General features: G+C 71.4%; 16 protein-coding genes. 12 read left to right on the forward strand and 4 right to left on the reverse strand.

All coding sequences use genetic code 11. The annotated features are described in order from the left end of the window. The first annotated feature begins 1 nt into the window (after nt 1). The 11 genes from ACN261_RS21040 (at nt 2) to ACN261_RS21090 (ending at nt 9,564) form a co-directional block, all read left to right on the forward strand. Nucleotides 2-634, forward strand: a complete 633-nt coding sequence (locus ACN261_RS21040; protein WP_302742527.1) for a hypothetical protein — start codon at nt 2-4, stop codon at nt 632-634. Between the two features lie 19 nt (nt 635-653). Beyond that, nucleotides 654-941 (forward strand): EutN/CcmL family microcompartment protein, encoded by a 288-nt coding sequence (locus ACN261_RS21045; protein ID WP_145919059.1) that lies wholly within the window; start codon nt 654-656, stop codon nt 939-941. A 1-nt stretch (nt 942) separates the two neighbouring features. Further along, nucleotides 943-1,446 (forward strand): BMC domain-containing protein, encoded by a 504-nt coding sequence (locus ACN261_RS21050; protein WP_421481385.1) that lies wholly within the window; start codon nt 943-945, stop codon nt 1,444-1,446. A 1-nt stretch (nt 1,447) separates the two neighbouring features. Next, nucleotides 1,448-2,272 (forward strand): alpha/beta fold hydrolase, encoded by an 825-nt coding sequence (locus ACN261_RS21055; RefSeq protein ID WP_302742533.1) that lies wholly within the window; start codon nt 1,448-1,450, stop codon nt 2,270-2,272. After that, on the forward strand, nt 2,265-3,686 hold the full coding sequence (locus tag ACN261_RS21060; protein WP_421481386.1) for an FAD-dependent oxidoreductase: 1,422 nt from the start codon (nt 2,265-2,267) through the stop codon (nt 3,684-3,686). The genes ACN261_RS21055 and ACN261_RS21060 overlap by 8 nt, the downstream gene beginning before the upstream one ends. A 190-nt stretch (nt 3,687-3,876) precedes the next feature. Further along, on the forward strand, nt 3,877-5,049 hold the full coding sequence (locus ACN261_RS21065) for a CaiB/BaiF CoA transferase family protein (protein ID WP_302742537.1): 1,173 nt from the start codon (nt 3,877-3,879) through the stop codon (nt 5,047-5,049). A gap of 11 nt (nt 5,050-5,060) precedes the next feature. Then, the gene (locus ACN261_RS21070) at nt 5,061-5,699 is read left to right on the forward strand and encodes an isochorismatase family protein (RefSeq protein WP_302742538.1); all 639 of its coding nucleotides are present in this window, start codon (nt 5,061-5,063) and stop codon (nt 5,697-5,699) included. Beyond that, nucleotides 5,699-6,712 (forward strand): ABC transporter permease, encoded by a 1,014-nt coding sequence (locus ACN261_RS21075; protein WP_302742540.1) that lies wholly within the window; start codon nt 5,699-5,701, stop codon nt 6,710-6,712. Before ACN261_RS21070 ends, ACN261_RS21075 begins: the two co-directional genes overlap by 1 nt. Next, entirely contained in the window at nt 6,705-7,571 is an 867-nt protein-coding gene (locus tag ACN261_RS21080) for an ABC transporter permease (protein ID WP_425851723.1), read from the forward strand. Before ACN261_RS21075 ends, ACN261_RS21080 begins: the two co-directional genes overlap by 8 nt. Beyond that, nucleotides 7,568-8,608 carry an ABC transporter ATP-binding protein gene (locus ACN261_RS21085; RefSeq protein WP_302742543.1) on the forward strand — a complete coding sequence of 347 codons (1,041 nt, stop codon included), beginning with the start codon at nt 7,568-7,570 and terminating at the stop codon, nt 8,606-8,608. Before ACN261_RS21080 ends, ACN261_RS21085 begins: the two co-directional genes overlap by 4 nt. Then, nucleotides 8,605-9,564: an ABC transporter ATP-binding protein gene (locus tag ACN261_RS21090; RefSeq protein WP_302742544.1), complete on the forward strand. Its 960-nt coding sequence runs from the start codon at nt 8,605-8,607 to the stop codon at nt 9,562-9,564. The genes ACN261_RS21085 and ACN261_RS21090 overlap by 4 nt, the downstream gene beginning before the upstream one ends. A gap of 33 nt (nt 9,565-9,597) precedes the next feature. Here ACN261_RS21090 and ACN261_RS21095 read toward each other — a convergent pair whose 3' ends face one another. Further along, the gene (locus ACN261_RS21095) at nt 9,598-10,254 is read right to left on the reverse strand and encodes a GntR family transcriptional regulator (protein WP_145919069.1); all 657 of its coding nucleotides are present in this window, start codon (nt 10,252-10,254) and stop codon (nt 9,598-9,600) included. A 75-nt stretch (nt 10,255-10,329) separates the two neighbouring features. Between ACN261_RS21095 and ACN261_RS21100 the strand changes: the two genes are divergently transcribed. Continuing rightward, nucleotides 10,330-11,238: a hydroxymethylglutaryl-CoA lyase gene (locus tag ACN261_RS21100; RefSeq protein ID WP_302742545.1), complete on the forward strand. Its 909-nt coding sequence runs from the start codon at nt 10,330-10,332 to the stop codon at nt 11,236-11,238. Between the two features lie 39 nt (nt 11,239-11,277). On the opposite strand, the gene ACN261_RS21105 is transcribed toward ACN261_RS21100, so the two are convergent. The 3 genes from ACN261_RS21105 to ACN261_RS21115 all read right to left on the reverse strand — a co-directional run bounded on the left by ACN261_RS21105 (nt 11,278) and on the right by ACN261_RS21115 (nt 13,698). Beyond that, nucleotides 11,278-11,577: a hypothetical protein gene (locus ACN261_RS21105; RefSeq protein ID WP_302742547.1), complete on the reverse strand. Its 300-nt coding sequence runs from the start codon at nt 11,575-11,577 to the stop codon at nt 11,278-11,280. Between the two features lie 271 nt (nt 11,578-11,848). Next, a complete protein-coding gene (locus ACN261_RS21110; protein WP_302742548.1) occupies nt 11,849-12,589 on the reverse strand; it encodes a class I SAM-dependent methyltransferase in 741 nt (246 codons plus the stop codon). Between the two features lie 50 nt (nt 12,590-12,639). Further along, complete coding sequence (locus tag ACN261_RS21115) at nt 12,640-13,698, reverse strand: hypothetical protein (RefSeq protein ID WP_302742550.1); 1,059 nt, start codon at nt 13,696-13,698, stop codon at nt 12,640-12,642. Between the last annotated feature and the right edge of the window lie 38 nt (nt 13,699-13,736).

A 13,736-nucleotide genomic window follows, 5' to 3' on the forward strand; every position in this document is an offset into this window, starting at 1 on the left:
CATGCCGCACAGCAATGTTGAACTGCGGACGTACGCGTTCGTGGACCGGCTGCAACCGCAGATGGCGGCCCTGCTCGGTAGCGTGATGTCGGGGGACCCCGTCGTCGAGGGGATGTCCCAGCTCTATCTGGAGATCTCCCCGGGCAGTGACGTCTACGCGCTGGTGGACGCCGCCGTCAAGGCCGCCGGTGTCCGTCCCGGTTCCCAGGTCGTCGAGCGGCAGTACGGGATGACGGAACTGCACTCGGTGTCGCAGGACGCGGTCCACCAGGCCGGCCGGACCATCCTCGACCTGCTCACGATGACCGAGGCGGACGCGCGACCGGCGGAACTGGTGTCGGCCAAGATGATCTCCAACATCGACGCCTACCAGGCGCAGCTGGTGAACCGTTCCCGCAAGGGTTCGCTGCTGGTGGCCGGTGAGTCGATGCTCGTCGTCGAGTGCGAGCCGGCGGCCTACATCTCGGCCGTCGGCAACGAGGTGGAGAAATCGGCGGACATCAAGATCGTGGATGTCCGGGGGGTCGGTCAGTTCGGCCGGCTGTGGGTCTCGGGCCTGCACTCGGAGGTCGACTCGGCGCGGGACGCCGTCCGGCAGGCCTTCGACACCAAGCCCTGGTCCAAACGACGCTAGTGAAACGAGGTGATCCGGAGTGCGCATCGCCCGGGTGATCGGATCGGTCGTCAGCACCGTCAAGGCCGACGCGCTGACCGGAGCCAAGCTGCTCGTCGTCGTGCCCCTGGGGGAGACGCCCGCTGCGGAGCCGTTCGTCGCGGTCGACACGGTCGGTGCCGGTCGGGGAGAGGTCGTCCTCATCGCCACCGGTGGAGCCGCGCGGCTGGCCGATCGGCAACCCACCCAGGCGCCCGTGGACTCCACCATCGTCGCGATCGTCGACCGGCTGGAGACCGACACATGGGTCAACTACGTAAAGGACTGACGTGGACCTCTGGGATGCGGGTGCCCTCGGCGTCGTCGAGACGCAGGGACTGGCCGTCGCGATCGTCGCCGTCGACGCGATGACGAAGGCTGCCGAAGTGACAGTGATCGGCGTGCGTCGAATCGGTGGCGGTCTTGTCACGGTGTCGTTCATCGGTGACATCGCCTCGGTGACGGCGGCGGCCGAGAGCGCCCGGCAGGCCGTCACGGCAACCGGCGGGTCGCTCACCTCGACCGTCATCGGCCGACCCGCCGTACCGACGGATCTCTTCCGGCACACCGCCCCGGGTGAGCACCGACCGTCAGCCACCAGCGCGGCCGAGCTGCCGGACCCGCCGGCTGAACCCGCTGCACCCGAGCCGACCGGCCCGGTGGGCACCGGCGATCCCGGTGGGAGCAGCACGGTCCCGAAGCGGCGGGCCACCCGCAAGCGGCCAGCGCCACCGTCGACCGGCGGGCCCGGACCGTCACCCGGCGCACCGACCGACCAGCCAGGAGGGACGTGACATGCGCGGATACGTCGGCCCGGAGGGTGCGCAGATCCACTACCGGGCCAGCGGCGTCCAGGGGCCCGCGGTGGTGCTGTTCCACGAGTCGCCGCAGGCCTCCAACGTCTTCGCCCCGGCCATGCCCGCCCTCGGTCGGTCGCTGCGCGCCCACGCCTTCGACACCCCCGGCTACGGGCTCTCCGACCCGCCCCCGCACCCCCTGGACATCCCCGGCTACGCCCGTCTGCTGCTGCGGGCGATCGACTCGTTGGGCATCGAGACGTTCGCCGTCGTCGGTCAGCACACCGGCGCCTCCCTGGCTCTGGCGGTCGCCCACCTCGCGGCGCCCGGTCGGGTCACCCACGCGGTCCTGTCCGGACTCGTCCTCGACCGGGCCGAACGGGAGGAGCTGGGTGCCTCCTGGGCACCGGACAGGCCGATCGATCCGGACGGTGGTCACCTGAGGCACCTCTGGACGCGGTACGCGCAGCTGTGGGAACGTCCCCCGGAACTGGTCAACCTCGCCGTGGCGAACATCGCGTCGGTCTTCGACCGGTACAACTGGTCGTACCGGGCCGCCTTCGGGTACGACCCGGTGGAGCCGTTGCGGACCCTGCCCTGCCCGGTGCTGCTGCTGACCGCCGGACGGGACATGCTCGCCCACTGCGACGCGCTCGCGCTGACGATCCGTCCCGACGCGAAGGCCGTCCGGCTCACCGACACCACCGGTCAGCTGCCGTGGCGGGTGCCGGAGGAGTTCGCCTCGGTGGTGTCGTCCTTCGTCACCGGCCCGGGGCCAGCGCCCCGGCGGCCGTCGGGGATCCCGGAGGGGCATCGTGGCTGAGGACGCCGACGTGCTGGTCATCGGGGCCGGCACCGCCGGCCTGCCCTGCGCGGTCGAGGCCGCCCGGGCCGGGCTGCGGGTCGAACTGATCGAGGCGGACGCCGACATCGGCGGCACGCTGCGGGTGTCGGCGGGGCACCTGAGCGCTGCGGGTACCCGCCGGCAGCGGCGGGCGGGCATCGACGACGACCCGGACCGGCACTACGCCGACGTGCTGCGCATCGGACACCAGCAGGGCGACCTTGCCCTCATCCGGCTCGCCGTCGACGAGGCCGCCGGGGTCGTCGACTGGTTGGACGACAACGGCTTCCCGTTCGCCCCCGGCACGCCGGTGGTCTACCACGGGCACTCGCCGTACTCCCGGCCCCGGACGTACTGGGGGGTCGGGCACGGGCGGTCGATCCGCGAGACGCTGCGGCCCATGCTCGACGAGCAGGTCGCCCGGGGGACGATCCGGCTGCGGCTGCGTTGCCGCGCCGAATGCCTGACCAGCGAGGGCGGGGCGGTCACCGGTGCCGTCGTGCGCACCCCCGAGGGGCCCCGGGAACTGCGCGCGGGCGTCACGGTCCTCGCCTCGGGCGGCTACGGGGCCAATCCCGGCCTGTTCGCCGCGCTGACGCCGGGCGGACCACGCCTGGTGACCAACGCGGTCCCGACCTCGACGGGTGCCGCGATCGACATGGCGGTGCCGCTGGGGGCCCAGGTTCGCTTCGGTGACCTGCACACTCCCCGCCTCGGCCTGCTCGAACGCCGCTCGCAGCCGGGTCGGGTGGACTTCTGGTCGGAGCTGGCGAGCCTCGCTCCGGCGGAGCGTCCACCCCGGGAGATATGGGTGAACGCGGCCGGGGAACGGTTCGTCGCCGAGGACCTCGACGACGTCACGCGCCACGAGCGGGCCGTGCAGGAGCAGCGCGGGGCCGAGTTCTGGATCGTCGGCGACGAGGCCGGCGTGGTGGCGGGCGCGCCGTTGGTGCCCGCGTGGGACGCCGAGCGGTTTCGGGCCGAGGCGGCCTCGGGGGACACCGCCTGGGTCGCCGACGACCTCGTGGGTCTCGCCCGCCGGGCGGGGATCGACCCGGAGGGGCTGACGCGCACGGTGCGGGAGTACAACCTGGCGGTCGACCGGGGCGAGGATCCGTGGGGGCGGCGGGCCCTCGACCACCGGATCGGCCGACCGCCCTTCTACGCGGTGCGGTCGGTGGCCGCGCTGCTGTGCAGCTTCGGCGGGTTGGACGTCGACACCGGCCTGCGGGTCCGGCGGGCCGGTGGCGGTGTGGTGCCCGGGTTGTTCGCCGTCGGGGAGGCCCTCGGGATGGGGGCCACCAGCGGGGCCGCGTTCTGTGGCGGGATGGCGGTGACCCCGGCGCTGGCGTTCGGGCGACTGCTCGGCCGGCGACTGGGCGGGAGGTCGTGATCGCCGCAGGCTGATCCCGACTGTTCTGTATGCACGAATGTCCGACTGTGTACCCCCTTGTGTTCACGACTAGGAAAAACCGTTGTTGACAGCGAGTGGGATTGAGTTGTTGTATACAACAACCACTCGGCGGTTGCTATGAGAGGTGTTCATGTCCAGCGATTTGCACCCCGACGGACCGCTTCACGGCGTGCGCGTGGTCGAGTTCGGCTCCCTGCTCGCCGGCCCCTTCTGCGGCCAGCTGCTAGCCGACTTCGGTGCCGAAGTGATCAAGTGCGAGCCACCGCGCCAGGGCGACCCGATGCGCGACTGGGGTCAGGAGAAGCCGCACGGCAAGTCGCTCTGGTGGCCGATCGTGGCGCGCAACAAGAAGTCGGTCACCGTCGACCTGCGGACACCCGAGGGGCAGGCCGTCGCCCGGCGGTTGATCGCCCGGTGCGACGTGGTGGTCGAGAACTTCCGCCCCGGCACGATGCAGCGCTGGGGACTCGGCTACGAGCAGCTCTCGGCGGACAATCCCGGCCTGGTCATGGTCCAGGTCTCCGGCTTCGGGCAGGACGGCCCCTACTCCGCGCGACCCGGCTACGGCTCGGTCGGAGAGGCGATGGGTGGCCTGCGGTACGTCGTCGGCGACCCCCGCACCCCACCGAGCCGGGTCGGCATCAGCCTCGGCGACTCGCTGGCCGGCACCTTCGCCGCGCTGGGCGCGCTGCTGGCGCTGCGGGTGCGTGACCGGACCGGCCACGGTCAGGTCGTCGACTCCGCCATCTACGAGGCGGTGCTGGCGATGATGGAGTCGCTGCTTCCCGAGTACGCCCTGGCCGGTCACGTACGTGAGCGCACCGGTGCCATCCTGCCCAACATCGCCCCCTCCAACGTCTATCCGACCCGCGACGACGGGCTGGTGCTCATCGCCGCCAACCAGGACACCGTGTTCCGGCGGCTGGCGACGGCCATGGAGATGACGGAGCTGGGCACCGACCCGCGCTTCGCCACCCACGCCGCCCGGGGCCACCACCAGGCCGAGCTGGACGGCATCATCGCGAAATGGTCTGAGCAGCACGACACCGAGCAGCTGATGGCGGTGATGGTGACGCACGACGTGCCGGTGGGCCGGGTCTACCGGGCCCCGGAGATGCTACGCGACGAACACTTCGCCGCCCGCGAGGCGATCATCCGGGTCGCGCACCCCGAGTTCGGCGAGTTCCCCATGCAGAACGTCGTACCGCGGCTGTCGACCACCCCGGGGCGGGTCAAGTGGACCGGGCCGCAGCTCGGCGAGCACACCGACGAGATCCTGGCCGCCGTCGTCGGCCTGACGACGGCGGAGATCGACGAGCTGCGCACCAGCGGCGTGATCTAGAGGCGGACACGGTGAATGACCTTCAGGTGGACTACCGCAGGGCCGGCTTCGGCGCGGACCTCGGCCGCGGATTACGCCGGGCACTACTCCTGGTCGACTTCGTGCAGGCCTACCTCGACCCGGCGTCGCCGCTGTTCGCCGGCGACCAGGACCCGCCGGCCCTGCGGGCCTGCGCCACCCTCCTGGACACCGCCCGGCGCACCGGCGTACCCGTGATCCACACCCGCGTCGAACTCGCCCCCGGCAGTCAGGACGGCGGCCTGTTCGTGCGGAAGGTGCCCGCACTGAGGGTCTTCGAGCGCGGCGGCGCATTCGCCGCCGCGCCGCCCCGACTGGCCCCGGCCACCGGCGAGACGGTCGTGACCAAGCAGTACGCCAGCGCGTTCTTCGGCACCAGCCTGGCCAGCACCCTGCGGGTGCTCGGGGTCGACGCCCTGCTCATCGGCGGCTGCTCGACCAGCGGCTGCGTACGGGCCAGCGTGGTGGACGCGTTGCAGCACGGGTTCGTCCCGCTCGTCGTCGCCGACGCGTGCCTGGACCGGGACCCACGCCCGCACCAGGCCGCGTTGTTCGACCTCGGCGCGAAGTACGCCGACATCGTCGACCTCGACGAGGCGACGCTGCTGCTCGGCTCGCCCGGAGGTGTGTGATGCGGGTCCTCGGCTACGCGCGACGGCGGGTGCTGTTCCTGCCGCTGGGGCTGCTCTCCGTCATCGCGCTGGCGTTCCTACTGGTCAACGCGCTGCCGGGCAATCCGGTCGGGGTCATCGCCGGGCCGGCCGCCTCACCGGAGGAACTGGCCGAGATCGAGCGGCGGCTCGGCCTGGACCGGCCGATGTGGGAGCGGTTCGTCGACTACCTCGGCGGCCTGCTCCGGGGCGACCTCGGTTCGTCGTACTACACCGACCGGCCGATCCTCTCGGAGATCCTGCGGTTCGCCCCGGCCACGCTCGAACTGGTCCTGCTCTCCCTGACCGTCGCCGCGCTCCTCGGCGTGGGGCTCGGCACGCTGGGCGCCTACTACAAGGGCACCATGGCCGACCGGACCTCCCGGTTCGTCATCACCACGTTCCAGTCGATCCCCGACTTCTTCCTGGCCCTGCTGCTCATCTACCTCTGCTTCTACCTGGCCGGGTGGGCACCGGCACCGGTGGGCCGGCTCGGCCTGATGGACGAACCACCGCCGACCGTGACCGGGGCCCTGCTGCTCGACTCGCTGCTCGCCGGCGACATGGCGATCTTCCGGTCGGCGCTGGCGCACTCGATGCTGCCGGTGCTCACACTCGGGATCTACTACTCGGCGTACTTCGCCCGCAGCACGTACGCCTCACTGGTGCCGGCGCTGGAGTCCAAACAGGTCGAGTTCGCGCGGGCCTGCGGCCTGTCCGAGCGGACCGTCCTCGCCTACGCCTTCCGCCAGGCGCGGACCCCGATCCTGACCTACGGCGGCATCCTGCTCGCCGCGCTGCTCGGCGGCGCGGCCATCATCGAGACCATCTTCTCGTGGGGCGGCTTCGGGGAGTGGGCGATCGACTCCATCCTCCAGCTCGACATGCCGGCCGTGCAGGGCTTCATCCTGGCCGCCGGCCTCGGGACCCTGCTGGCCTTCACCGCACTGGACATCCTGGTCGCGGCGCTCGATCCGAGGGTGCGTTATGACTGAGACCCTGACCGCAGACCCCACCACGGTCGTCGCACCGGCGACGGCGCGACGGCGCAGGAGCGGCCGGCGACTACGGCTGTGGATGCCCTCCGGCATCCTGACCGCCATGCTGGCGGCCGCCTACGTCGCGCCGCTGCCCCACGACCCGGCCGTGCCGGTGCCCGAGACCCTCGCGGCACCCGACGGCGAGCACTGGATGGGCACCGACAAGTTCGGCCTCGACGTGTTCAGCCGGCTCGTCGCCTCGGCGGGCGTGGACATCCCGCTGGCCCTCGCCGGCATGCTGATCTCCCTGGTGATCGGCGTCCTGCTCGGCCTGGCCGCCCTGCACCGGGGCCCCTGGGGTGAGCGCGTCGTCCGCGCGCTCGACGTGTTCCAGGCCTTCCCGCTGCTGATCCTGGCCATCGCCCTGGTCGCGCTGATGGGCAACAACATCGAGAACGTCGTGGTCGCCATCGCCATCATCAACGTCCCCCGGTTCGTCCGACTGGTCCGCAGCGAGGGCCTCACCATCCGGGAGAGCCGCTACATCGAGGCGGCGCACGCCATCGGCGCGAGCGGGCCCCGGGTCATGTTCCGGCACGTCCTGCCGAACATGACCGGCATCATCCTCGCCCAGGCGTCCCTGGCGGTGGCGCACTCGATCGTGGTGATCGCCTCGCTCTCCTTCCTGGGCATCGGCATCAACGCCGCCGACGCCAGTTGGGGTGCCATGATCCAGACAGGAGCGCAGAACATGACCACCGGCCAGTGGTGGGTCTCGGTGTTCCCGGGACTGGCCATCTTCCTGACCGTGCTGTGCTTCAACGCCATCAGCGACGAGTTGCAGGACTCGTTCGGCCGGGCGAGGCAACGATGAGCGCCCTGCACGCACTGCGCCGGTCGCGTACCCGGCCCGCCGCGCCGGACCCCGACCACCCCGGGGGTCGCCACCTGCTGGAGGTGAGCGGGCTGACCACCCGGTTCGACACCCCGGCCGGCCTGGTGCACGCGGTCAACGGCGTCGACTTCCACGTCGACCGGGCGGAGATCGTCGGTGTGGTGGGCGAGAGCGGGTGCGGCAAGTCGGTGACCATCCGGTCGATCCTCGGACTGGTGCGCCCGCCGGGGCGGGTGGTCGACGGCACCGCCCGCTTCAACGGCGTCGACCTGCTCGCACTCAGCGGCGCCGAGTTACGCCGGCTGCGGGGCAAGGAGATCGGCTTCATCGCGCAGAACCCGTTCAGCGCCCTCAACCCGGTGATGCGGATCCGGCGGCAGTTCGCCAAGATCATGGCGGCGCACGGCGTCAGGTCCGAGGGCGAGGCCCACGACCGGGCCCGCGCCGCGCTGGCCGACGTCGGCATCGCCGGCCCGGACCGGGTGCTCGACGGATACGCCCACCAGCTCAGCGGCGGCATGGCCCAGCGGGTCGTCATCGCCATGGCCATGTTGCTCAACCCGACCTTCGTCATCGCCGACGAGCCGACCACCGGCCTCGACCTGACCGTGCAGCGGCAGATCCTGGACCTGATCCGCGCGATGGTGAAGGAACACGAGCGTTCCATGCTGTTGGTCACCCACGATCTCGGCGTGGTCGCCCAGTACTGCGACCGGGTGGTGGTGATGTACGCCGGCCAGGTGATCGAGCACGGCACCGTCCGGGAGGTGCTGGGCACGCCCGGCCACCCGTACACCCGGGCGCTGATCCGGGCCATTCCCCGACCGGGCCAGCCCTTGGTGCACCTCACCGGGCGGCTGCCGGACCTGGTCGACTACCCGGCCGGGTGCCCCTTCCAGGCACGCTGCCCGCACGCCTTCGAGCCGTGCACCCGGGTGGTCCCCGAGCCGGTCACGACGGCGTCCGGTCACACGTACCGCTGCCACCTGCCGCAGGAGAAGGAGGCCGTACGGTGAGCCTGCTGGAGTTGGCGAAGGTCAGCAAGGAGTTCCATCTGGGCGGCGCCACCACGGTCTACGCGCTCGACGAGGTGTCGTTGACGGTGGACGCCGGGGAGACCCTCGCGATCATCGGGGAGAGCGGATCCGGCAAGTCGACGCTGGGCCGGCTGGCACTGCGGCTGATCGAACCGACCCGGGGGCAGGTCCACTTCGAGGGCACCGACGTGCTGGCGCTGCCCGCCGCCGAACTGCGGAAGATGCGCGCGAGGCTCCAGATCATCTTCCAGGAGCCGTTCGAGTCGCTGAACCCCCGCATGCGGGTGGGCGACATCGTCGGTGAGCCCCTCGCCATCCACCGGCCCAGGACCCCGGTGCAGGAGCGTCGTGACCGGGTCGCCCGGGTGATCGAACAGGTCGGCCTCTCGCCGGACATGGCCCGGCGGTACCCCGGCGAACTCAGCGGTGGACAGCAGCAGCGGGTGGGCATCGCGCGGGCCATCGTGACCGAACCGTCCCTGATCGTGCTGGACGAGCCCACCTCCTCGCTCGACCTCTCGGTGCGCGCCCAGATCCTGCAACTCCTCGCCGACCTGCAGGCGGAGCTGGGCATGGGTTACCTGTTCATCTCCCACGACATCCACACGGTCCGGTACGTCAGCGACCGGATCGCCGTGATGTACCGGGGACGGGTCGTGGAGACCGGCCCCTCCGAGCGGGTGTTCGCCGACCCCCAGCACCCGTACACCCGGGCGCTGCTGGCCGCGGCGCTGCCCGTCGACCCCGACCAGGAGCTGCCGCCGGCCCGACTGGTCGGTGACCCGCTGAGCCCGACCCAGCTCGTGCAGGGCTGCGTGCTGTACGGACGGTGTCCGGTAGGTGAGGACCGTTGTGTACAGACTGAGGTCAGGCTGACCCCGATCGACGTCGGCCGCGAGGTGGCCTGCATCAAGCCGGGCGCGCCGGGGAGCTGACGGTTGCTCCCCGGCGCGGGCCGGTCGCCCCGCTCAGAGATCGGGACTGTTCACCATGGCGTCCAGCAGGACCCGGCGCGCAGCCAGGACGTGGGCCCGCATCGTGCTCGACGCCCACTCGGCGTCGCGGGCCTTCAACGCCGCGACGAGGTCGCGGTGGTGCGCCATGCTGCGGGCCAGCGCGTCCGGGGTGTAGAGGCGGAAGGCCCGGACGATCAGCGGCACCTCCACGACCGCTGACAGCAACGAGGTGAGCCGCTGGCTGGCGGCGGCGCCGATGACGATGGCGTGCAGTTCGGAGTTGAGGGTGGCGATCTCGTCCAGGTCCTGCGGGCTCATCCGTTGCGCCCGCTGTTCCATCTGGTCACAGAGCAGGCTCAGCCGTGGCAGGTGCTCGGGGTCGATGCGCTGGGCGGCGAGGGCGGCGCCGTAGCTCTCCAGCCGGGCCCGGATCTCGTAGGTCTCCTGGAGGTCGCTGAGCGACCACTCGGCGACCCGGGCCCCCCGATTGGGCTGGAAGACGACGAGACCCTCTGCGGTGAGCCGGCGCAGGGCCTCACGGATCGGGGTCCTGCTCACCCCGAACTGCCGGGACAACTCCACCTCGCCGAGCCGTTCCCGAGGGCGGATCGCGCCACTGAGAATCGCCCCCCGCAATGCCTCGTAGGCATCCTCTGCGGCATTCGTCACTCGTGCCTCCGTGATGTGAGCGGTGTGCGGCAGTTCTCCTTGCCGCCTACCCCGACGGCCTGAGATTGTATACACATGATGGTGAACGTGGTGGAGGTGTCCCCTCGGGACGGCCTGCAGAACGAGTCCGAGATCCTGCCGACGTCGAGCAAGATCGAGTTGATCCGGCGGTGCGTCGACGCCGGCGCCCGACGTGTCGAGGCGGTGTCGTTCGTCCGGCCGGACCGGGTACCCCAGATGGCCGACGCGGAAGCCGTCATGGCCGGGGTGCCCCGGCGCAGCGACGTGTCGTACATCGGCCTGGTGCTCAACCGGCGTGGGCTGGACCGGGCGCTGGCAACCGGGGTCGACGAGGTCAACTGCGTCGTCGTGGCGACGGAGACCTTCAGCCGACGCAACCAGGGCACCTCCGTCGACGCGATGGTCCGGGCCTGGTCCGACATCGCCGAGGCCGCCCACACGGCCGGCCTACGGGCCAGCGTGACGGTGGCCGCCGCGTTCGGCTGCCCCTTCGAGGGAGATGTCGCCCCGGCAGCCATCGGTGACCTCGTCCGCCGGCTCGCCGCCAGCGGACCCGACGAGATCGCGTTGGCCGACACGATCGGGGTGGGGGTACCCGTGCAGGTTCGGGAACTGGTCGCGGCGGCGATCACGGCGGCTCCGGGCGTGCCGCTGCGCGCCCACTTCCACGACACCCGCAACACCGGCATCGCCAACGCCCTCGCGGCGGTCGAGGCCGGTGTCACCGTGCTCGACGCGAGCGTCGGAGGCATCGGCGGCTGCCCGTTCGCCCCCGCTGCGACCGGCAACGTCGCGACCGAGGACCTGCTCTACGCGCTGGACCGCTCCGGGCACTCGACCGGTCTCGACCCCCGCGGTGTCACCGAGACGGCGGCATGGATCGGTGCTCAGCTCGGCAAGACCAGCCTGCCGGGTGCGCTTGGTCGGGCCGGCTGGTTCCCGGGACCGCCCCCGCAGAGCTGACCGGTGTGAGCGCCGACCAGGGCGTTGGGGCGAAGGGCGTCACAGGCGGGTGTTGGCGGCAGGCGTCACCGTGGCGCACAGCGAGCCGACCGCCCAGGACCACTGCCCGCCGGGCCGGTCGGCCACCATGTCCAGCGGCAGCGAGGTGACCACCCCGGCGATCGAGGGGCCGGTCCCGATCTGCACCAGGTGAGGCCGGGGCACCTCGGTGAAGAACACGACGCCGCCGCTGAGGAACGTGCCACTGCCGACGGCCACCATGACGATCTGGTACGCGATCGCGCGGGGCAGCCCGGTTGGCGGCAGGAGCCGGGACACGGCGAGTCGATGACCGTCCATGGTGTCGGTCAGGCCACCCGGGCTGCGGGGCGACCCCCACCGCCATCGATTGCGCATCCTGACCGGCGCGCTGCCGACCCGGCCGTGGTCCCGTCGAACAGGATCGTCGTACGTCTCTGGACCCGCACAGAACTCTCCGCCCACCGCCCGATGTCGCCGGTCGGGGGTCCACGACAGGAACGGCGCGGGAGGCACCCCGTCACAGCCGTAGGTCGCCGCGTCCTGCAGCAGTACCGAGCCGGCGGCGTGGGTCTCCCGGCCGGCGACGAGGTCAGGCCAGGACGAGGAGGTCCATCCAACTGGTGGCAGGTTCGGTGGGGTCAGCCTCGGCGGCGGCACGGAGTCGGGCGAGGCCGCGGGCGTAGACGTCGTCGGGGAGGGCGCGGAGCTTGGAGTCCGCAGCGCGGCGGAGCCCGTCGGCGTAGGCGGTCAGGGTGGGTGCGCTGCGTTGCGGCAGCGGGCGGAGCGAGACCTGGGCGAAGCCTGCCGTGGCGAAGGCCGCGCAGACCCGGTCGACGGTGGGGTAGGTGTCGACCAGCTCCGCTGTCTCGGGGAAGAACCGCACCCGCAGGTCCCGGTCGCAGCGGCCGGGGAAGGAGTTGCGAATGAGCACCGGAGCGCCTGGTTTGAGTGCCCGGCGTAGTTCGCGGGCCGATGCCTCCAGATCGTCCAGATGGTGGATCACGGAGCCGAGCCATGCCGCGTCCGCGCAGCCGTCCGGGACCGGCAGCGACTCCGCCCTTCCGTCGAGCGCCCGGATCTCCTCAGACGCAGGAATCAGCGCCCGCATCGCTGCGGCCGGCTCGACGGCCAGCACCCGGACTCCAAACCAGGCGTGGAATGTGCTCGCGAACGCTCCGGTCCCCGCACCCACGTCGAGCACCGTCATGCCAGGTGCGAGACCCGCCGCTGCGGACACTGCGGAACGCCATGCCTCCAGGCCCTCCCGTGGGACCTCCCGAGCCGCCTGATAGTCGGCGGCTGCCTGGCTGTCGTAGCGTGTTTCAGCCATGCCCGTCTGCTCTCTGCGCTCCACAACGAGGTGCTGCCTACAGGTGTCGTTCAATGCCCGGACAGTCTCTCGGTGATCTTCCCGAGTTCCGCGTCTGCCTCGCCGAAGACAGCGTAGAAGAGCCAACCGCGAGGAGGAACCAGTGTGCTGGCCGCCAGCGGAAGGATGCCGTCACGGCCACTGGTCGCGAGCCGTCCCGCATCGTCCAGCAGGTGGACCAGTCGCTCGAAGTAGTCGTCGCCGCCGATCCGGACGAACGCCAGACGCAACCGCACGCCCAACTGCTGGGCGATCATCCCGGGCGAGAGGCGGGCGTTGACCTCCAGCACCGGGACCAACTCCCCCGACGCGGTGGTCATCGAGTCGACGGACAACGGCCCGCGGTAGCCCTCCGCCGCTGCGGCCCGGGCCACCGCCTCCACGCATGCGCGGTACTCCGCACGGTCGAGCCGCTGCATCAACTGCGGCGTCGGAGACGACGAACCCCGGTAGGAGTGACCGACGTTGAGGATCTGGCGGACGCCGTGCCACACCAGTTCCCCTTCCGGGTCGATCGTCAGATGCGCGGCGAAGTCGTCGGACCGTTCGTACAGCGGCTGGACCACCAACTCGATCATGTCCGCAGGTCGCCGACGCAGGCTGCGTTCGACCAACGCGAGTCTCGCGGGTGAGTCGAGGATGACATTGCCCTGCCCGGACACTCCGTAGGGGTCTTTGACCACGCACGGCAAGACCGCCGCCTCGCGCAGTTCCTGTAGCGAGGTGACAACCCGTCCGGAGCCTGGTAACCCCAGCCGCGTCGACCAGGTCTTGGAGTTGACCCGCCGGACGGCGTCCAGGTCGGGCAGCGCCGCGTCCAGTCCGAGGCTTCTGACCGCAGCGGCCGTCCCCGGCAGCACCGCATACGGTTCGGGTCTCGCGCCGGTGAATCCCGGCAGGCCGACGACAGCCAGGCGCTCCTCGACGGGGAGCGCCAGATCGCCGGGAACCGGCAGGTGCCGTGCACCGAAACCTGCGGCGCGCATCACCTCGCCGAAGGCCGCGGGCGGCTGGTAGTGAGTGAGTAGCACGTCATCGGGGCGGCAGAGGACGGCCTGTAGCTCATCCATGCCCCGCAGCAATCGCTCGGCGTGTGGATCGCGGAGGG

This window comes from Micromonospora sp. WMMD723, from assembly GCF_049863385.1.
In the GTDB taxonomy this organism is placed as follows: domain Bacteria; phylum Actinomycetota; class Actinomycetes; order Mycobacteriales; family Micromonosporaceae; genus Micromonospora; species Micromonospora wenchangensis.

Coding starts and splice junctions, on each gene's coding strand:
- ACN261_RS21040 (WP_302742527.1), top strand. CDS start 2: ATGCCGCACAGCAATGTTGAACTGCGGACGTACGCGTTCGTGGACCGG.
- ACN261_RS21055 (WP_302742533.1), top strand. CDS start 1,448: ATGCGCGGATACGTCGGCCCGGAGGGTGCGCAGATCCACTACCGGGCC.
- ACN261_RS21075 (WP_302742540.1), top strand. CDS start 5,699: ATGCGGGTCCTCGGCTACGCGCGACGGCGGGTGCTGTTCCTGCCGCTG.
- ACN261_RS21080 (WP_425851723.1), top strand. CDS start 6,705: ATGACTGAGACCCTGACCGCAGACCCCACCACGGTCGTCGCACCGGCG.
- ACN261_RS21085 (WP_302742543.1), top strand. CDS start 7,568: ATGAGCGCCCTGCACGCACTGCGCCGGTCGCGTACCCGGCCCGCCGCG.
- ACN261_RS21100 (WP_302742545.1), top strand. CDS start 10,330: ATGATGGTGAACGTGGTGGAGGTGTCCCCTCGGGACGGCCTGCAGAAC.
- ACN261_RS21105 (WP_302742547.1), bottom strand. CDS start 11,577: ATGGACGGTCATCGACTCGCCGTGTCCCGGCTCCTGCCGCCAACCGGG.
- ACN261_RS21110 (WP_302742548.1), bottom strand. CDS start 12,589: ATGGCTGAAACACGCTACGACAGCCAGGCAGCCGCCGACTATCAGGCG.
- ACN261_RS21115 (WP_302742550.1), bottom strand. CDS start 13,698: ATGGATGAGCTACAGGCCGTCCTCTGCCGCCCCGATGACGTGCTACTC.